Source organism: Pseudothioclava nitratireducens (assembly GCF_029210495.1).
GTDB classification, from domain to species: Bacteria; Pseudomonadota; Alphaproteobacteria; order Rhodobacterales; family Rhodobacteraceae; genus Pseudothioclava; species Pseudothioclava nitratireducens.
Genome location: NZ_JARGDK010000005.1, coordinates 1 through 18,425, shown reverse-complemented (window position 1 = coordinate 18,425; position 18,425 = coordinate 1). Strand labels below are relative to the sequence as shown.

Annotated in this window: 18 protein-coding genes; 10 read left to right on the top strand and 8 right to left on the bottom strand. The window is 64.5% G+C overall.

Features of this window, described 5'->3' with window-relative positions; translation table 11 throughout:
- Positions 1-89 precede the first annotated feature (89 nt).
- Both P0X85_RS07165 and P0X85_RS07160 read left to right on the top strand, forming a co-directional pair.
- Positions 90-1,268 (top strand): MalY/PatB family protein, encoded by a 1,179-nt coding sequence (locus tag P0X85_RS07165; RefSeq protein WP_275810783.1) that lies wholly within the window; start codon positions 90-92, stop codon positions 1,266-1,268.
- Positions 1,269-1,271: 3 nt separating this feature from the next.
- Positions 1,272-1,823 carry a L,D-transpeptidase family protein gene (locus tag P0X85_RS07160; RefSeq protein ID WP_275810780.1) on the top strand — a complete coding sequence of 184 codons (552 nt, stop codon included), beginning with the start codon at positions 1,272-1,274 and terminating at the stop codon, positions 1,821-1,823.
- Between the two features lie 52 nt (positions 1,824-1,875).
- Here P0X85_RS07160 and P0X85_RS07155 read toward each other — a convergent pair whose 3' ends face one another.
- Positions 1,876-2,223 carry a hypothetical protein gene (locus P0X85_RS07155; protein ID WP_275810777.1) on the bottom strand — a complete coding sequence of 116 codons (348 nt, stop codon included), beginning with the start codon at positions 2,221-2,223 and terminating at the stop codon, positions 1,876-1,878.
- A gap of 182 nt (positions 2,224-2,405) precedes the next feature.
- On the opposite strand from P0X85_RS07155, the gene P0X85_RS07150 reads away from it, so the two are divergent.
- Positions 2,406-3,578, top strand: coding sequence for a lytic murein transglycosylase (locus P0X85_RS07150; RefSeq protein WP_275810774.1), 1,173 nt, complete (start codon positions 2,406-2,408; stop codon positions 3,576-3,578).
- Here the strand turns inward: P0X85_RS07150 and P0X85_RS07145 are convergent, their stop codons facing one another.
- Both P0X85_RS07145 and P0X85_RS07140 read right to left on the bottom strand, forming a co-directional pair.
- The gene (locus P0X85_RS07145; protein WP_275810771.1) at positions 3,579-4,889 is read right to left on the bottom strand and encodes an HlyD family type I secretion periplasmic adaptor subunit; all 1,311 of its coding nucleotides are present in this window, start codon (positions 4,887-4,889) and stop codon (positions 3,579-3,581) included.
- Complete coding sequence (locus P0X85_RS07140) at positions 4,886-6,622, bottom strand: type I secretion system permease/ATPase (RefSeq protein ID WP_275810769.1); 1,737 nt, start codon at positions 6,620-6,622, stop codon at positions 4,886-4,888. Before P0X85_RS07140 ends, P0X85_RS07145 begins: the two co-directional genes overlap by 4 nt.
- A 207-nt stretch (positions 6,623-6,829) precedes the next feature.
- On the opposite strand from P0X85_RS07140, the gene P0X85_RS07135 reads away from it, so the two are divergent.
- Positions 6,830-7,576, top strand: a complete 747-nt coding sequence (locus tag P0X85_RS07135) for an MlaA family lipoprotein (protein ID WP_275810766.1) — start codon at positions 6,830-6,832, stop codon at positions 7,574-7,576.
- Positions 7,566-8,177, top strand: coding sequence for an MlaC/ttg2D family ABC transporter substrate-binding protein (locus tag P0X85_RS07130; protein WP_275810763.1), 612 nt, complete (start codon positions 7,566-7,568; stop codon positions 8,175-8,177). The genes P0X85_RS07135 and P0X85_RS07130 overlap by 11 nt, the downstream gene beginning before the upstream one ends.
- 49 nt (positions 8,178-8,226) lie before the next feature.
- Here P0X85_RS07130 and P0X85_RS07125 read toward each other — a convergent pair whose 3' ends face one another.
- Positions 8,227-10,491 (bottom strand): transglycosylase domain-containing protein, encoded by a 2,265-nt coding sequence (locus P0X85_RS07125; RefSeq protein WP_275810761.1) that lies wholly within the window; start codon positions 10,489-10,491, stop codon positions 8,227-8,229.
- Positions 10,492-10,763: 272 nt separating this feature from the next.
- Here P0X85_RS07125 and P0X85_RS07120 point away from each other — a divergent pair, with 272 nt between their 5' ends.
- Positions 10,764-11,102 (top strand): P-II family nitrogen regulator, encoded by a 339-nt coding sequence (locus tag P0X85_RS07120; protein ID WP_275810758.1) that lies wholly within the window; start codon positions 10,764-10,766, stop codon positions 11,100-11,102.
- Positions 11,103-11,125: 23 nt separating this feature from the next.
- Positions 11,126-12,484: an ammonium transporter gene (locus P0X85_RS07115; protein ID WP_275810755.1), complete on the top strand. Its 1,359-nt coding sequence runs from the start codon at positions 11,126-11,128 to the stop codon at positions 12,482-12,484.
- 126 nt (positions 12,485-12,610) lie between these two features.
- Here P0X85_RS07115 and P0X85_RS07110 read toward each other — a convergent pair whose 3' ends face one another.
- The 3 genes from P0X85_RS07110 to smpB form a co-directional block, all read right to left on the bottom strand.
- Positions 12,611-13,792, bottom strand: coding sequence for an amino acid aminotransferase (locus tag P0X85_RS07110; RefSeq protein WP_275810751.1), 1,182 nt, complete (start codon positions 13,790-13,792; stop codon positions 12,611-12,613).
- Entirely contained in the window at positions 13,792-14,649 is an 858-nt protein-coding gene (gene sseA, locus P0X85_RS07105) for a 3-mercaptopyruvate sulfurtransferase (protein WP_275810748.1), read from the bottom strand. The genes P0X85_RS07110 and sseA overlap by 1 nt, the downstream gene beginning before the upstream one ends.
- 87 nt (positions 14,650-14,736) lie before the next feature.
- Positions 14,737-15,210, bottom strand: a complete 474-nt coding sequence (gene smpB / locus P0X85_RS07100; protein WP_275810745.1) for an SsrA-binding protein SmpB — start codon at positions 15,208-15,210, stop codon at positions 14,737-14,739.
- A gap of 117 nt (positions 15,211-15,327) precedes the next feature.
- On the opposite strand from smpB, the gene P0X85_RS07095 reads away from it, so the two are divergent.
- Positions 15,328-15,789: an ion channel gene (locus tag P0X85_RS07095; protein WP_275810742.1), complete on the top strand. Its 462-nt coding sequence runs from the start codon at positions 15,328-15,330 to the stop codon at positions 15,787-15,789.
- A 63-nt stretch (positions 15,790-15,852) separates the two neighbouring features.
- On the opposite strand, the gene P0X85_RS07090 is transcribed toward P0X85_RS07095, so the two are convergent.
- Complete coding sequence (locus P0X85_RS07090; RefSeq protein ID WP_275810739.1) at positions 15,853-16,305, bottom strand: DUF302 domain-containing protein; 453 nt, start codon at positions 16,303-16,305, stop codon at positions 15,853-15,855.
- 169 nt (positions 16,306-16,474) lie between these two features.
- Between P0X85_RS07090 and msrP the strand changes: the two genes are divergently transcribed.
- Both msrP and msrQ read left to right on the top strand, forming a co-directional pair.
- Complete coding sequence (msrP, locus tag P0X85_RS07085; protein WP_275810736.1) at positions 16,475-17,401, top strand: protein-methionine-sulfoxide reductase catalytic subunit MsrP; 927 nt, start codon at positions 16,475-16,477, stop codon at positions 17,399-17,401.
- Entirely contained in the window at positions 17,401-18,003 is a 603-nt protein-coding gene (gene msrQ, locus P0X85_RS07080; protein WP_275810732.1) for a protein-methionine-sulfoxide reductase heme-binding subunit MsrQ, read from the top strand. Before msrP ends, msrQ begins: the two co-directional genes overlap by 1 nt.
- The last annotated feature ends 422 nt before the right edge of the window (positions 18,004-18,425 follow it).

The following is an 18,425-nucleotide window of genomic DNA, read 5'->3' as shown; positions in this document are numbered from 1 at the left end:
GCGCCTGATTGTTCGGCGCACAATTGCGCGGTTGAAAGCGCGGGGCGCGGGTGCTCAGATGACCGCAGCCATAACTGACAGGATGCCCGATGACGCACGCGCCCGATTTCGACGAGATGATTGACCGCCACCGCACCCATTCGGTGAAATGGGACTGCATGGAAGAGATTTACGGGGTCTCTCCGGATGAGGGGATCGCAATGTGGGTGGCGGATATGGATTTCCGGCCGCCCGCCTGCGTGCAACAGGCTCTCGAGGGGATGACCCGGCACGGCGTCTATGGCTATTGGGGCGACGAGGGCCCCTATCGTGCGGCGATTGCCTGGTGGATGCGCGAGCGGCACGGCTGGGAGGTCGCGCCCGAGTGGATTTTCACGACACATGGGTTGGTGAACGGGACGGCGCTGTGCGTGGACGCCTTCACCGCGCCGGGGGATGGGGTGGTGCTGATGACCCCGGTCTATCACGCCTTTGCACGGGTGATCCGCGCGGCGGGGCGGCAGGTCGTGGAATGCCCGCTGGCGCTTGTGGACGGGCGCTACGAGATGGATTTCGAGGCGTGGGATGCGCAGATGGACGGGACGGCGAAGATGCTGATCCTGTGCTCGCCGCATAATCCGGGCGGGCGGGTCTGGAGCGAGGACGAGTTGCGCGCGGTCGCGGCGTTCTGCCAACGGCACGGGCTGGTGCTGATCTCGGATGAGATCCACCACGATCTGGTGATGCCGGGGCAGCGCCACCACGCTTTCCCGACGGTCTGCCCGGAGCAGCCCGTGGCGATGCTGACCGCCACGACCAAGAGCTTCAACATCGCGGGCACGCATTCGGGAAATGTCATTATTGCGGACCCGGACCTGCGGGCGAAATTTGCCGCCCGGATGGCCGCGCTGGGAATCTCGCCCAATTCCTTCGGGATTGCGATGGCGACGGCCGCTTACAGTCCCGAGGGCGCGGCCTGGATCGACGCGCTCAACGCCTATCTGGACGGGAACCGGCAGATTTTCGACGCGGGCGTGAACGCGATACCGGGGCTGCGCTCGATGCCGCTGGAAGCGACCTATCTGGCATGGGTCGATTTCGCGGGCACCGGGATGACGCGGGAGGAGTTCACCGAGCGGGTCGAGCAGGGGGCGAAAATCGCGGCCAATCACGGGCCGAGCTTTGGTCTGGGCGGCGAGAGCTTCCTGCGGTTCAACATTGCGACGCCGCGCGCGCGGGTCGAAGAGGCCGTCGCGCGGCTGCAAGCCGCGTTTGGCGATCTGCAATAGACGATGCGCAAGCGGCGGCTTTTCGGGCTGATGCTGATCGCGCTGGCGGGCGCGATCTGGGTCATGCAGCGCGCGCCCGAGATAGGGCGGCTGCCAGATCTGGAGGTGCCGCCCGCGCAGACCGAACCGCTTGTCGGGCCGGTCAGTCGCATTCTTGTTGAGAAAACTGCGCGCCGGATGAGCGTCTATGTGGGTGATGAGGTGAAGCGCGTCTATCGCATCCGCCTTGGCTTTGCGCCCGAGGGCGACAAGGTGCAGCAAGGCGATGGCAAGACGCCCGAGGGCAGGTTCCGGATCGACCGGCGCAATGCGCAATCGGCCTATCACCTCTCGCTCGGGATCGACTATCCGCAGGCCGAGGATCGCTCACGCGCGGCGCAGCTTGGGGTCAGTCCGGGCGGGGATATCTTCTTCCACGGCCAGCCAAATGAGATGCCCGGCGCGATCACCTTGCCCCATGACTGGACGGCGGGCTGCATCGCGCTGGCCAATGCCGAGATCGAGGAACTTTTCGCGGCCACGCCTATCGGGGCCGAAGTCGAGATTCGGCCCTGATCGTCAGTCTGCTGCAAATATCCCCGCCGGAGGCATCGGCCCCGCAGGGGCCTCAGGCGCTGGGCAGATAGCCGACCGGTGCGGTGTCCGAGCGCACGAAATCCAGAGGCGCGCGGTCGCTCACGCGGGTTTCGCGCTTGAGCGTGCAGATCAGCTCGCCCCCCTCGATCTCGGAGGCGACGATCAGCGCCGAAGCGATGTGCCGCCCGCCTTCATAAAGGTCGACGAGCCCGCGCAGATGGGTCACCTGCGCCGCGTCGAGCGCAAAGCCATCGCGCCAGCGCCGCAGCACAGGCCAGTTCGCGTCACGGTATTGCACGCGCAGACGGGTCCGGCGCGCGGCCTTCTCCCCTTCTGCATCACGCAGAGCATCCAGAATGTCTTTGGGCAGAAACTCCATGATTCCCCCTTGGGTCTGCCGATTTCCTTGAAGGTCATCCTGCGCCAAAGAAGGTAAAAATCAAGCTAACTATTTGTAAAACTTATGCTGCATTTGCAAAGTCGGCAGTTTGAGCGCGTGTGGACAGTTGCCGCACGGCGCGGCGCGGGCTACCGTCGGGACAGTTTTTCATGAGGTTTGCCATGCGCCATTTTCTCTACGCCCTGACCCTGACCGCCACCCTGCCGGGCCTTGCAGCCGCGCAGCAATGCGGGGGCGATTTCGGTGGCTTCGTGCGCGGCCTCAAGACCGAGGTCCAGCGCAGTGCGGGCCTCTCGGCGGCGCAGGCCGACGCATTCTTCAAGGGCGTGCGGCAGGACGGCAAGGTGCTCAAGGCTGACCGGGCGCAGGGCGTGTTCCAAAAGCCCTTCGACGAATTCGCGGGTCGCGTCATAAGCCAGAATCGGCTCAGCACGGGCGCGGCGAAGGGCAAGGCGATGCGCGATACGCTCGCCCGTGCCGAGCGCGATTACGGGGTGTCGCGGGGGGTGCTGCTGGCCTTTTGGGGGCTGGAGACCGATTTCGGCGCGTTTCAGGGCGATTTCAACACGCGCGACGCGCTTGTGACGCTCGCGCATGATTGCCGCAGGCCCGAGCTGTTCCGCCCGCAGGTGATCGCGGCGGCCAAGCTTTACAAGCGGGGCGATTTCGACCCGCCGCGCAATCGTGGTGCCTGGGCGGGCGAGATCGGGCAGGTGCAGATGCTGCCCGAGGATATCCTGCGCAACGGGGTGGACGGCGACGGCGACGGCCATGTCGATCTGCGCGGCTCCTCGGCGGATGCGCTGATGTCGGGGGCAAAGATGCTTCGCGGCTTGGGCTGGCGGCCCGGTGAGCCGTGGATGCAGGAAATCATCGTGCCCGAGGGGCTGGACTGGTCGAAGACCGGGCTGAACACCAGCCTGTCGACCAGCCAATGGGCCAAGATGGGGGTGCGTGCGCGCAATGGGCAACTGGCGGGCGGGCAAGGCTCGGTGCTGCTGCCGATGGGGCGCAAGGGACCGGCTTTCATGGTCTACCCGAATTTCCGCGTGCTTTTTGAGTGGAACAAGAGCTTCGTCTACGTCACCAGCGCAGCCTATTTCGCGACCCGGCTGGAGGGGGCGCCGCGCTTCGACCGGGGCAATCCGGACCCGGCCTTCAGCGGCACGCAGATGCAGGCGCTTCAGAAGAAGCTCGCGCGGCGGGGACACGATGTCGGCAAGATCGACGGCATTCTGGGCGAGAAAACCCGCGCCGCGGTGCAGGCCGAGCAGAAGCGGCTGGGCCTGCCTGCGGATGCGTGGCCGACGCGGGCGCTCTTGGATCGGCTGTGATCAGCTCTCCCGGAAGGCACGGTTGAAGTAGTCGGTGAAGGGCTTGAGGAGATACGCCATCGGGCTGCGGTCGGCGGTGCGCAGATAGACCTCTGCGGGCATGCCGGGGACCAGAACGAGCCCGCCGAGTTTGTCGGTTTCACCCGGATCGAGGACGACTTCGACGCGGTAATAGGGCGCGCGGGTGGCCTCATCCACGAGGGCGTCGGCGGAGATGCGGCTGACCTGCCCGAACAGCTCGGGGGTGGTGCGCGCGGAGAAGGCCGCGAAGCGGAGCGTGACCGGCTGGCCGATCGCCACCTCGTCGATATTGATGGTGGCGACGCGGGCCGAGATCACCAGCGGGCGGTCCTGCGGGATCAGGTAAAGCACCGGCTCGGCGGCGCGCAGAACGGCGCGGGGTGTGGTCACGGCCATGGCGTGGACGATACCCGACACGGGTGCGCGAAGGTCAAGGCGCTCGATCTGGCCCGAGAGGGCGCGCCGCCGCTCGGCCAGCTCCAACTCTCGGTAGCCAATATTGCGCAGCTCGCTTTCGGCCTCTTCGCGGCGCTGTGAGGCGAGGCGAAGCTCTTCGATGCCGATCTCGGTCAAGCGGCCCTCTTGCTGGGCGCGCTGGGCTGTCAACTCGCCGAGCTGGCCCGCGAGCGAGGCGGCCTCGCGTTCAAGGGCGAGGACGCGGCTGGCTTGGGCAAGGCCACGCTCGAACAGGCTGCGCTGGTCGGTGAGTTCCTGTGCGATCAGCGTTTGCTGGGTCGAAAGGGCCGCCAGTTGCGCGTCGATGCCGGAGATCTGGCTGATGGTCTGATCGCGGCGCTGGGCGAGTTGTTCGAGCGTTTTCTCGACGGTGGCGCGGCGCGCGTCGAAGAGGTCGCGCTGGCCCGCCATGAGGGGCGCGACGGTCGGGTCAGTCTCGGCGGCGGCGGTGAGTTCGGTGGGGAAGGTGATATCGGACGCATCGGCGCGCTCGGCTTCGAGGCGGCCACGGCGGGCGAGCAGTTCGAAAAACTGGCTTTCGACGATGGCGCGTTCGGAGCGCAGCAATTCGCCGTCGAGCCGGATCAGCAGGTCACCGGCGGCGACGGGATCGCCATCCTTGACGGCGATTTCGGCAATGACCCCGCCATCGGGATGCTGCACGATCTGGCGGTTCTGATCGACCTCGACCTGACCCGAGGCGACGACGGCCCCGGCGATGGTGCTGAACCCGGCCCAGAGGCCGAAGCCGCCGATCAGGAGTGCGAGCGCCATAAAGCCGACGATGAGGGCGCGGCGGGCGGAGGGTGCGGCGTTATCGTTCTGAGGGGTCATGACACGCCTCCGGGATGGGCGGAGCGGCGGATGTCGCCCGCGTTGGAGACGGTGGCCTTGAGCACCTCGTCGCGCGGGCCATAGGCGCGGCGCATGCCGTTATCGAGCACCATGAGCGTATCGCATTCGGCAATCGCGGCGGGGCGGTGGGCCATGATCATCACGGCGCCGCCCGCGGCTTTCATGGCGCGGATGGCGGTGTTGAGCGCGACCGAGCCCTCATTGTCGAGATTGGCGTTCGGCTCGTCGAGGACGAGGATCACCGGGGCGCCATAGAGCGCGCGGGCCAGCCCGATGCGCTGGACCTGTCCGCCCGACAGGCGCGCGCCGGTTTGGCTCACACGGGTGTCGTAGCCTTCGGGCAGATCGAGAATCATCTGATGCGCGGCTGCCCGTTTCGCGGCCTCGACGATCTGGGCGTCGTCGGGCGTGGCGCTGAGGCGGGCGATATTCTCGGCGATGGTGCCATCGAAGAGCGTCACGTTCTGCGGCAGGTAGCCGATGAGTTGGCCGCGCAGGTCGGGGTCGTACTGATCCAGCGTCGCGCCATCCAGGCGGATTGAGCCCGCCGCCGCGGGCCATGTGCCGCAAATCGCGCGGGCGAGCGTCGATTTACCAGCACCCGAAGGACCGATCACGCCCATGGCCTGACCGGGGTTGAGTGCAAAGCTGACCATGCGCAGCGTGGCGTTTTTCTGGCCGGGCGGGATGACGGAAAGCTGGTTCGCCTCAAGGATGGCCTTGGGGCGGGGGAGCGCGGTGCGGGCGGGTTCGGGCAGCGTCGTGCCGAGGAGGGCGGCGAGCCTGCGCCACCCCTCGCGGGCGCGCGCGATCAGCGGCCAGCCGGAGACGATCTGCTCGACGGGGGCAAGGGCACGGCCCATCAGGATCGAAGCGGCGATCATCGCGCCGGGCGTCAGTTCCCCGCGCAGCACCAGCCACGCGCCAAGCGCGAGCATGGCCGATTGCAGGAACAGCCGGAAGGTGCGCGAAAAGGCGGTGAAGCCGCCGCCGAGATCGGCTGCGCTGAGCGCCGCGCCAAGGGCTTGGCCCCGCGCCTTGCGCCAGCGCGCGAAGCTCGCCCCGCGCATGCCGAGGGCCGAAATCAGTTCGGCCTCATCGCGGAGCTGATCGCCCATCCGGTCTGCGGAAAGCTGTGCGCCCGTGGCGCGTTTAAGGGGTGTCGCGGTGAGGCGCTGGTTGAGGAAGGTCACCCCGATCAGCACCGCCCCGCCCAGCAGGGCCAGAAGCCCGAGCCACGGGTGAAAGACGAAAACGGCAGCGAGGAACAGCGGCGCGAAGGGCAGATCGAATATCGACAGGAAGGTCGGCGAGGCCAGCAGCTTTTGCACCGAGTCGAGGTCGCGCAGACCCGCCTGTGCCAGCGGATCGTTGGGGGCGAGCGCGTTGCGCCGCAGCACCGCGTCGAACACGCGCCCCTCCATCCGCGCCTGAAAGCCCGCGCCGATTCGCGCCACGACCCGCGCGCGCACCGCATCGAGCACGCCCATCATCAGGAACAGGAACACCACGAGGCCGAACAGCGCGGTCAGCGTTTCGACCGCACGGGCCGACAGCACCCGGTCATAGACCTGAAGCATGAACAGCGGCCCGGTCAGCATCAGCAGGTTCACGAAGGCCGAGAACAGCCCCACGGCGAGGAACAGCCCGCGCCGTTCCTTGCTTGCGGCGCCGAGTTCCGCCGCGCCTCTTTGCAGTTCCGGTTGCCGCATTGGCCCCCACTCCTTCCGGCCTTCTGGCCGTTACTCTTAATGGCCGCCGGTTAAGATCGCCCTTCCGGCCTTGCGACCCTCCGCGACGATCTGGCGACCTTGTCACCCCGGAAGGGGTGGCATATCTGTAAAACAAAGGCGTTGTGCCGGAAATCTGTGGCGATGTCACGGCAGAGCTGGGCGCAATTCGGGTCTGAAGGGGGAAATATGTCGACGTTTCGCAATACAGCCGGGCCGCTTGCCGCCTGCGTCATGGCCGTTTCCGTTCTGGCCGCCTGCGAAGCGCCGCGCCCTGCGCCGGGGTCTGTCTATGACCCCTACGAGGCGGAGAACCGCGAGACCCATGAGATCAACAAGGCCGTCGATGCCGCCGCCTTTCGGGGTGAGGCGAAACAGCCCGGCCCGATCGGGCAGGGGGTGGCCAATGTCGGGCATAACCTCGGGCTGCCGCGGATGGTCGTGAACTCTGTCCTGCAAGGGCGTCCGGAGCCGGCGGTGAAGAACACGCTGCGTTTTGCGATCAACACGACGCTCGGCGTGGGCGGCCTCTTCGACCCGGCGGGGTATTGGTTCAACCTGCCCGAAGAGACCACCGATTTCGGCGAGACGCTGCATGTCTGGGGCGTGCGCGAGGGCGCCTATATGGAGCTGCCGCTCATCGGCCCCTCGACGGAGCGCGACACGGTCGGCAAGATCGTCGATGTGCTGATCGACCCGGTCGGCCATGTCTTGAGTGGCAATGACCTGTGGGTGGCGCGGGCCTTCCGGCTGGGCGCGCGCTCGGTCGATCGCAAGCGCTATGGCGCGACGGTCGATTCGGTGCTGCATGACAGTGCCGACAGCTATGCGCAAAGCCGTCTGCTTTACCTGCAAAACCGCCGCCACAAGCTTTCGGGCGCGGCGGCGAGCGATGAAACCGTTTTTGACCCCTATGAGGACCCGTATGGCGAATGATGCGAAGATCGACCGGCGCCGGATGATTGCGCTGGGCGCTGCCGCGACGGCCGGGGCGTTTGTTCCCGCGCCAGTGCTGGCACTGAACGACACGCAGGCGCGGGCACTGATCACGCGCACGGTCGATGACGTGAACAAGGCGATTGCCTCGGGCAAGAGCGGCTCGGCGCTTTATGCCGATTTCGAGCGGATTTTCGTGAAATATGGCGATGTGCCGATCATCGCGCGCTCGGCGCTGGGTGTGGCGGCGCGCTCGGCCAGTTCGGCGCAGATGTCGGCCTTTACCAAGGCGTTTCAGGGCTATCTGGCGCGCAAATACGGCAAGCGCTTCCGCGAGTTCATCGGGGCGCGGTTTGAAGTGGTGGGCGCGCGTCCGGTCAAGACCTTCTACGAAGTCAAATCGACTGCGATCTTCCGGGGGCAGGCCCCGTTCGAGGTGCTGTGGCATGTGTCGGACAAGTCCGGGCAGGACCGGTTCTTCAATCTGGTGATCGAAGGCGTCAACATGCTTGCGTCCGAGCGGACCGAGATCGGCGCGATGCTGGACCGGCGCCGGGGTGATCTCAATGCGATGATCGAGGATCTGAAGAAGGCGGGCTGAAAAGGTCGCAGGCTGGATTGAAAAGGGCAGGCGCCTGGCCTGCCCTTTGTCAGTTACCGATGATCGTGCCCAGCACTTCGAGCAGGATACGCTCCGCAAGATCGGGCTCTTGCGCGGGCGGCGGCGCAGGTTCGCGCTCGACCCGGCGGGGTTGCTGATCGGCAGGTTGGGACCAGTCGGTTTTCGTATTGCCCGGACCAAGCGGCTGCGCCTCGGAGGACCAGGTTTCGCCCTGCCATTGCGGCGCGGATTTGGGGCGCCATTCCGAAGGCTCCGCCATCGGCAGCGGCGTCGCGGGCAGGCCCTTTTCGACGCGCAGCATCGTTTCACGCCAGATGTCGGCGGGCAGGCCGCCGCCGGTCACGCCGGAGAGCGGGCGGTTATCGTCATAGCCCATCCAGATGCCGGTGACGTAATCAGCGGTAAACCCGATGAACCATGCGTCGCGCGCCTCCTGGGTGGTGCCGGTCTTGCCCGCGACTTGCCGGTCGGGAAGCTTCGCGCGCCGACCCGACCCGTTCTCGACCACGGAATGCATCATATAGACCAGCTCGCGCGCGGCTTTCTCCGAGATCACCCGCTCGCCCAGACCGCCCGGCGTGCCAAAGAGTGGCTCGCTATCGCCCTTGAGCCGCAATTCGGTCAGGCCATAGGGGCGCACCGAGGAGCCGCCGTTCAGGATGCCCGCATAGGCGCCGGTCATCTCGATCAGGGTTGATTCAGAGACCCCGAGCGCGACTGCGGGGCCATCGGCGAGGTCGGACGCAAAGCCGAAATCCTCGGCCACTTTCTTCACGGCGGCCCGCCCGACCGATTCCGAGATGCGCACGGTTGCAGTGTTGACGGAATGGGTCAGGGCCTCGGTCAGGGTGATCGGGCCGCGATATTCGCGGGTGTAGTTCTTGGGTGACCAGTTGCCCGAGCCGGGCACCTTGATCGTGAGGGGCGCATCCTCGACGATGGAATCGGGGGTGAAGCCCATGTCGAGTGCCGCGGCATAGACGAAGGGTTTGAAGGTGGAGCCCGTCTGACGGCGCGCCATCGTGGCATGGTTGAATGCGCCCGTGACCTTGGTCGCACGCCCGCCCACCATCGCGCGCACCGCGCCATCGGCGGACATCACGACAATCGCGGCCTCAGCCTCGGAGCCAGCCTTCACCTTGGTTTCAAAGACCGTCTGCATCGCCTCTTCCGCGGCGGCCTGAATGCGCTGATCGAGGGTGGTGTGAATGATGACATCCTCGGTGGTCTCGGTCGTCAGGAAGTCGGGCGCGGCACCCATCACCCAGTCGGCGAAATAACCGCCCGCACGTTTCTGCGCGGCCTCGGAGAGAACGGCGGGGTTGGCCCACGCGGTCTCGCGTTCGGCGTCGGTCAGGAAGCCTTGCTCGTTCATCAGCTTGATGACGGTGTCGGCGCGATCCTGACTGCGCTGGAGGTTGTTGGTCGGCGCGTAATAGGACGGCGCGGGCAGGAGCCCGGCCAGCATCGCCGCCTGCGCCGGGTTCACATTGGCGGCGGAGATGCCGAAATAGCGCTGGGCGGCGGCCTCGAAGCCGCGCGCGCCCGCCCCGAGATAGGCGCGGTTGAGGTAGATCGTCAGGATGTCGTCCTTGGAATATTTGAACTCCATCGCCAGCGCATAGGGCACTTCCTTGATCTTGCGCTTCACCCCGCCGGAGCGGCAGTCGTTCTCGTAATCGGCCTCGGTCTTCCAGCGTTGGGGATCGTATTCGACGCCAAGGCAGAGGAGCTTGGCCACCTGCTGCGTGAGGGTAGAGCCGCCATTGCCCGAGAACGGACCGCGCCCGGCGGCGAGATTGATGCGCACCGCCGAGGCGATGCCGCGCGGGCTTACGCCGAAATGGCGGTAGAAACGCTTGTCCTCGGCGGCGATGACGGCGTTTTTCAGGTGGGGTGAGACATTCTTTGCGGTGATCTGCCCGCCGAAGGTTTCCCCGCGCCAGGCGAAGACCTTGTTCTCCCGGTCCAGCAGCGTCACCGAGCCCCGGAAGCGGCCATCAAGCAGCGCCGTCACCTCGGGCAGGGTCGAGTAGAAATAGAAGGTCGCAATCCCGACGATCAGACCGATGATCGCGGCAAAGCGCCAGCCGACACCCCAGACGATCCGCCACACAAACCCCAGAAGCGCTATGATCGGGCCGAGAATGGGGCCGAAGCGCCGGGGCGGTCGGGGCTTGCGCGCCTTGGAGGTGGTGCGTTTGGCGGCGGGCTTGGCCTTGGGTTTCGCCGGGGCCTTGGAATACCGCTTATCTGCCACCAGCGGCCCACGCCGCCCGCCTGATCCCGCCATGACTCTGTCCGATGCCTCGTGTTCGTTTTGACCGCCAACTTACACCGGGGGGCGCGCCTTGTGGAGCCGGTTCGGATCACGATTCGGTTTTCCTTCTGGCTAATTTTTAATCACATCGCCCATTTTGTATAATTTTTGTGCAGTTTGTCCGGCGCAGAGCCTCGTCACCCCCTGCCGTTTCCTTGTGCTGCATCTGCGAAAGAGCGTTGCTGACGGCGTGCGGTGCGTTCCCCCGGGACCACCGGGGTGCAAACTCAAGGAAGGGATGACAGGTGAAACTCATCATTGCAGCAATCAAGCCGTTCAAGCTCGAGGAGGTGCGCGAAGCACTCACCTCCATGGGCGTTCGCGGCATGATGGTGACCGAGATCAAGGGCTTCGGCGCGCAATCCGGCCACACCGAAATCTATCGCGGTGCGGAATATGCCGTGAACTTCGTGCCGAAAGTGAAACTCGAGATCGTCGTGGCCGACGCTCTCGCCGATGAGGTCGTCGATACGATCCTCAAGACCGCCAAGACCGACAAGATCGGCGACGGCAAAATCTTTGTTCTGGACGTGAACCAAGCCGTGCGCGTGCGCACTGGCGAGACGAACGACGACGCGCTCTGAGACGCGAACAGGGAAGAGTGGATATGAAAAACCTTGCAAAAATTTCGGGTCTTGCCGTGGCGCTCGCCGTTGCTGCCCTGCCGGTTCTGGCGCAGGACGCCCCGGCTGAAGCGGCCGCACCGGCCATGGTCCCGACCGATACGGTCTGGATCCTCAACACGCTGCTGTTTCTGATCGGCGGCTTCCTGGTGTTCTGGATGGCGGCTGGATTCGCCATGCTCGAGGCGGGTCTCGTGCGCTCCAAGAACGTCACCATGCAGCTTTTGAAGAACGTCATGCTGTTCTCGATCGCCTGCACCATGTATTACCTGATCGGCTACAACCTGATGTATCCGCTGGGCAGCTGGTCGATCGGCTCGGATGAGACCGGCGGCTATCTCGGCGCCTTCGCGGTGGCCGTGCTGGAAGCGGTGGGTGTTGGCGCTGATGCGGTGGATGACTATTCCTACGCCTCGACCGGCTCGGACTTCTTCTTCCAGGTGATGTTCTGCGCCACCACCGCGTCGATCGTTTCGGGCACGCTGGCCGAGCGCATCAAGCTCTGGCCGTTCCTGATCTTCACCATCGTCCTGACCGCGATCATCTACCCGATCGTCGGCTCGTGGAAATGGGGCGGTGGCTTCCTCGACAGCCAGTTCGGCTTCCTCGACTTCGCAGGCTCGACGGTCGTGCACTCGACCGGTGGCTGGGCGGCTCTGGCCGGTGTGCTGGTCCTCGGCCCGCGTCTGGGCAAATACAAGGATGGCCGTGTCCACCCGATGCCGGGTTCGAACCTGACGCTCGCGACGCTGGGGACCTTTATCCTGTGGCTCGGCTGGTTCGGCTTCAACGGTGCCTCGCAGCTTGCGATGGGCTCGATCGGTGACGCGGCGGATATCTCGCGCATCTTCGTCAACACCAATGCGGCTGCGGCTGGGGGTGCGATTGCAGCGATGCTGATGACGCAAGTGCTCTACAAGAAGCCCGACCTGACGATGGTGCTCAACGGTGCGCTGGCGGGCCTCGTGTCGATCACCGCAGAGCCACTGACCCCCTCGATCGGCGCCGCGACCCTGATCGGTGCGCTGGGCGGTGTGATCGTGGTCTTTGCGATCCCGATGCTCGACAAGATGAAGATCGACGACGTTGTCGGTGCGATCCCGGTCCACCTGATCTGCGGTATCTGGGGCACGCTTGCGGTTCCGCTGACCAACTCGGATGCGACCTTCGGCGGCCAGATCATCTCGATCGTCATCGTCGGGGCCTTCACCTTCACGGTCTCGCTGATCGTCTGGTTCATCCTGAAGGCCGTGATGGGTATCCGCGCGCCGGAAGAAGACGAGATGATGGGTCTCGACAAGGCCGAGCTGGGCATGGAAGCCTACCCGGAGTTCAAGGTCTGATCCTGATCTGAGTGACAAACGAAAGGCCCGGTTTCGACCGGGCCTTTTGCTTTGTGCTGGGTCATTCGATCCGGTCCAAAGAAAAGGCGGCCCGCAGGCCGCCGTTTCATTATTTCTGCGCGGCGATCAGACGCCCGCGTCGATGATTGCCTGCGCCAGAAGCGGGATCGTCTTGTCGTTCAGGCCCGCGATGTTCATGCGCGAGTCCCCGACCATGTAGATCGCGTTGTTCTGTTTCATCGCTTCGACCTGCTCGGGGGTTGCGCCGATGCGCGAGAACATGCCGCGGTGCTCGGCGACGAAATCGAAGCGATCCGAGTTCGACAGCTTGCGCAGCTCGTCCGCCAGCATCTTACGCAGCCGCAGCATGCCGTTGCGCACGTCTTCGAGTTCGGCTTCCCAGTCGGCGCGCAGCGCCTTGTCGGTGAGCACGCGGGTGACGAGCGCCTGCCCGTGATAGGGCGGGAAGGAGTAGGTCTGGCGGTTGAGATAGGCCAGCGTGCCCTGCGTCACCGATTGGGTGGCCGCATCGCCCAGCACCATGAGGCAGCCCGTGCGCTCACGGTAGATGCCGAAGTTCTTGGAGCAGGACGCCGCGATCAGAACCTCGGGAAGGCGCGAGGCGATCAGGCGGGTGCCCGCCGCGTCTTCCTCGAGCCCGTCGCCAAAGCCCTGATAGGCGAGGTCGATCATCGGGATCGCGCCCTTGGCTTCGAGCAGGTCCGCCACCGCGCCCCATTGCTCGATCGTCAGGTTCGCGCCGGTCGGGTTGTGGCAGCAGCCATGCAGCAGCACCACGTCGCCCGCTTTCACGGAGTCGAGGTCGGACATCATCGCGTCGAAATCGACCGAGCGGGTCGCGTTATCGAAGTAGCGATAGAGTTTGTAGGCCTGACCCATGAAGTTCAGGATCGAGAGGTGGTTCGGCCAGGTCGGGTCCGACACCCAGATCGTGACATCCTCATTGGCCATACGGGCCAGCTCAAAGCCCATGCGGCACGCGCCGGTGCCGCCCACGGTCGAGAGGCAGGACAGGCGGTCGGCGGGATAGCCCGCGCCCAGCACCATCTCGGCCATCGCCGCGTGGAATTCCGGCTGACCGGCGAGACCCGCATAGGTCTTGGTCGTTTCCTGATCCCACATCTGCTTTTCGGCGTCATGGATGGCGCGCATGATCGGGGTGCGGCCTTCGGCATCCTTATAGACACCCACGCCCAGATCGACCTTGTTCGCGCGCTCGTCGGCGCGGAACTCGCCCATCAGGGCAAGGATCTTGTCCGGTGCCTGCGGTTTCAGATTGTTCAGCATCATGCTTCTCCGGTTGCGACCCGAAGGTCGTTGAACATGCCCCATTCGGCCCATGCGCCGTCATAGACGGAGTGGCTGTTATGGCCGATCCGTTCGAGCGCGAGGGCGATCATCGCAGCCGAAACGCCCGACCCGCAGGTGCAGATCGCGGCTTTCGAGAGATCGACCTTGGCCGCTTCGAAGAGTGCGCGCAGGTCCTCGGGGGGTTTCATCGTGGCGTCTGCGTTGAGCAGCGTGTCCCACGGGATATTCTTGGAGCCCGGAATATGGCCTTTGCGCAGGCCGGGGCGGGGCTCGTCATCCTGACCGATGAAGCGGCCACGCGGGCGGGCGTCGAGGATTTCCTGATCGCCCAGCTTGGAGGCATGGGCGACCTGCGTCACGTCCTTGACCAGATGGGCCTGACGCTGGACGGTCATGTGACGGTCGCGCGGCATCGGCGGCATGTCCTCGACCGCGCGGCCCTCGGCCATCCATTTCGGCAGACCACCGTCGAGCACGGCGATGTCGGTTTTGCCCATCAGGCGGAAGGTCCACCAGACGCGCGGCGCCGAGAAAATGCCCGCCTGATCGTAGACCACGACCTGGTGGCCGTCGCCCACACCCATCGCGCGCATCCGCGACATGAATTTCTCGACCGGGGGCGCCATATGCGGCAGCTCCGAGCGGTTGTCCGAGATTTCGTCGATATCGAAAAAGCGCGCGCCGGGGATATGCGCTTTGGCGTAATCGCCCTTCGGGTCCCGCTCCATCGCGGGTAGGAACCACGACCCGTCGAGGATCCGCAGGTCCGGGTCTTTCAGATGCGCTTCGAGCCAGTCCGTCGAAACGAGGGTTTTCGGATCATCCATGGTCATCGCACCCCTTATCCTGATCGGTCTGTCCTTAGACTCAAGGGCGCGCAGGACGCAAGGGTGGATGGGGGGAATCCCTTGTCAGACAGGCTAAAAACTCTGTTTCAGCAGTCGTTGCTTCTGACGATCCCAGTCGCGCTTGGCTTCGGTCGCGCGCTTGTCGGCGAGCTTCTTGCCCTTGGCGAGCCCGATCAGGAGTTTCACCCGGCCCTTGTCGTTGAAATACATCTTCAACGGCACGATGGTCATGCCCTCGCGCCCGACCGCGTTCCAGAGCCGCGACAACTCGCGTTTGGAGACCAGAAGCTTGCGGTGGCGGCGCTCTTCATGGCCGAAATGACCGGCCTGCATATAGGGCGCGATATAGGCGTTGATCAGCCACAGCTCGCCATTCTCGATCGAGGCGTAGCTCTCGGCGATGTTCGACTGGCCGGTGCGCAGCGATTTCACCTCGGAGCCCATGAGCATGACCCCCGCTTCGAGGGTGTCCTCGATGGCGTAGTGATAGCGTGCCTGCCGGTTCTCGGCGATCAGCTTGGAATTGGGGTCGTGTTGCTTGGCCATGATTGCATGGAGATAGGGCAGGGCGGGCGCGCTGTCTAGGGGCGGGGGTGGCGCGGCATCGCGGCGCTTGACCGGAGGCCCGCGCGCGGGCTAGCGCTGATGGCAAGGGAGGCGCGCATGATCCTGCAAATCGCGATCGGGTCCATCATGATGGTGGCGACGGTGATCTTCGCCGGGCTCAGCGCCTGGTCGATGGAGTCGTTGTTCTCGCGCAGCCATAACTGGCTCATGCGCGAGCCGCACCGCCCCAAGCTAATGCTGGTCGTGCTGCTGACCGCGCTTTGGGCGCTGTTGATGGTGACGGCGGGGGTCTGGCTCTGGGCGATCTGTTTTCGCGTTCTGGGGATCTTCATCACCATGGAAGCGGCGGTCTATTTCGCGCTCGTCTCTTATACGACGCTTGGCTACGGGGATATCCTGCTCACCCATGAGTGGCGTATCCTTGGGGGGATGGCTGCGGCGAACGGGCTGTTGAATATCGGGCTCCTGACCGCGCTTCTGGTCGAGGCGTTGCGCCATGTGCGGCTCAGCCAGTTGGAGGCGCGCCGGGCACAGGCGTTGTCCGGGGAAACCGACTAAGCGGATATGCAAAGGCCGCCCCGGGGGCGGCCTGCGTCTGTCTTATATATAGCGTGTCGAAACTCACTCGATCCCGAGGGCCTCGGTGACGATGCCCGAGAGCATGTCCTCGACCATATCCATCTCGCCCGCCGGATAGTCGCGGAAGCCAACGGTGATCTGGCCGGGGGTTTCGGGGCGCTCATAGACGAAGACGGTATAAGGGCAGTATTGGACATTGGCGGGGTTCGCCTCCATCACCGCGCGCGAGACCTTGGCCGAGCAGAACGAGAAGATGTCCGCTGCGGTGAAGATCGTCATCGTGCCGCCGACATCGGCCTTGGTGCGCTCCAGCATCTCGCCGGTATGGCTGGTGTGATCGACCACGAGGCCCGCATCCATGATCGCGCTTTCGACGGCGAAGGTGACGTTGTCGAATTCGTCCTCGACGGTCCAGGTATGGGCGTCTTGTGCCAGTGCAGCGCCCGAAAGCCCCAGTATTCCGGCGACGAGACCGGCGGTGAACGTGATCTTCATGGCTCTCCCTTTCGATTCCCCGGCGTCGAAACGCCGCTCCGCGCTCACCATGACGCCAAAACATTCAGAAGTTAAGATGTAACAGCGGAGCGGTCATAAACGTAATGTGAGGGGACAGGGGCCGTGCTGGCCCTACACTAACCCCGACGCAAGAGATCAGGAGAACAAGATGGCGCGCAGACCCGGAACCGATCTGAACTGGTCCGATGTCACCCCGAAGGCAGAGTTTCTGAACCGCCGGCAGGTCATTGCCGGGGCGGCGGCGGCTTTGGGGATCGGGGCAGGACCGGCCATGGCGAAGATCGCCGCCAAACCTTCAGCCTATTCGACCGATGCCGCGCCGAATACGCTCAAGGACATTACCTCTTATAACAACTTCTATGAGTTCGGCTGGGATAAGGGTGATCCGGTCAAGCACGCGCATCAGCTGACCACCGATCCATGGTCCGTCGAGATTGGCGGTATGGTCGAGCGTCCCGGAAGCTATGGACTCGAGGACATTCTGGCGAATGTGACCTTGGAGGAGCGCATCTACCGCTTCCGCTGTGTCGAGGCGTGGTCGATGGTAATCCCGTGGGTCGGGTTTGAGTTGGCGAGCCTGCTCAATCGGGCGGGCGTCCAGCCGGGCGCGAAGTTCGTGGCCTTCGAGACACTCTATCGTCCGAATGAAATGCCGGGGCAGCGCGCGGGCGGGATCGACTGGCCCTATCGTGAGGGGCTGCGGCTCGATGAGGCGATGCACCCGCTGACGATCATGGCGACCGGTCTGTATGGCGAAGAGCTGCCCAATCAGAACGGCGCGCCAATCCGGCTGGTGGTGCCGTGGAAATATGGGTTCAAGTCAATCAAGAGCATCGTCAAGATCACGCTCACCGACCGCGAACCGGTGACCACCTGGAAGGCGCTGCAACCGCGCGAATACGGGTTCTATGCGAATGTGAACCCGGAGGTGGATCACCCGCGCTGGTCGCAGGCGACGGAGCGCCGCGTCGGGGCGGGGATCTTCGCGGGGCGTGAGCCAACGCTGAAGTTCAACGGTTATGAGGATCAGGTCGCCGCGCTTTATAGCGGGATGGACCTGCGCAAGAACTACTGATGCAGGCGGTGGCGAGCATGAATGGCGCGCTGAGGCGTCTGCCGCCGGGCGCGGTCTACCTGCTCGGCCTGTTGCCGCTGGCATGGGTCGTCTGGCTGGTCGTCTCCGGCGGCATCGGCGTCGACCCGGTCAAGGCGATCGAGCACCGCCTCGGCAAGATCGGTCTGTGGTTTCTGGTGGGCGGGCTGACGATCACACCGCTGCGCCGTTTCGCGGGGATCAACCTGATCCGCTATCGCCGGGCGATCGGCCTTTTGGCGTTCCTCTATATAGTGCTGCACCTGACCGCGTGGATCTGGCTCGATATGGGGCTCTTGTGGGGGCAGGCGCTCGCGGATCTCTATAAGCGGCCGTATCTGCTCTTTGGGATCACGGCGCTGGCGATGCTGCTGCCTTTGGCGCTGACCTCGAACAACGCCTCGGTGCGGCGACTCGGGCGCAACTGGCGGCGGCTGCATTGGCTGGTCTATCCGGCGGTTCTGCTGGGTGTGGTGCACTATCTGATGCAGATGAAGGTGATCTCGACCGAAGGCTGGCTCTGGCTGGCGGCGGTTCTGGCGCTTCTCGGGGTGCGATTCAGGCTGTTCGGGCCACGCTCCTGAGGGTGACGCAAGGGCGTGGCGCGAAGATCGTTTCGTTGAATCGGGTGATTTGCGAAAGATTCTTTCTGCACCTGCAAAAAGCGCTGGCTGACGCAGAAAAGTTCGACGCAAACATTCAATGAAATAAGGGGTTTTGAGGTGCCCCGGCAAAAAACCGAAAGTTTTTTCAAAAAGGCTCTTGCGGACCCCGGCGCCGATCCGTAAATACCCCCTCACCGAAGCGGAACACGCCGCGACGGGACGCGGAAAGCGCCGCAAGGCACTGGAAGCAAACAAAAAACTGGAACGGGATTGGCTGGTATCGCCCCTAGGTAATGTGGCGACGCTGGTTGGTTTTGTCTCCAACGCTCTTTGACATTGATAATTTACTGAAGAGATATGTGGGCGGTTTGGTCGTTTCGATGATCGAGCAAGCGCATATC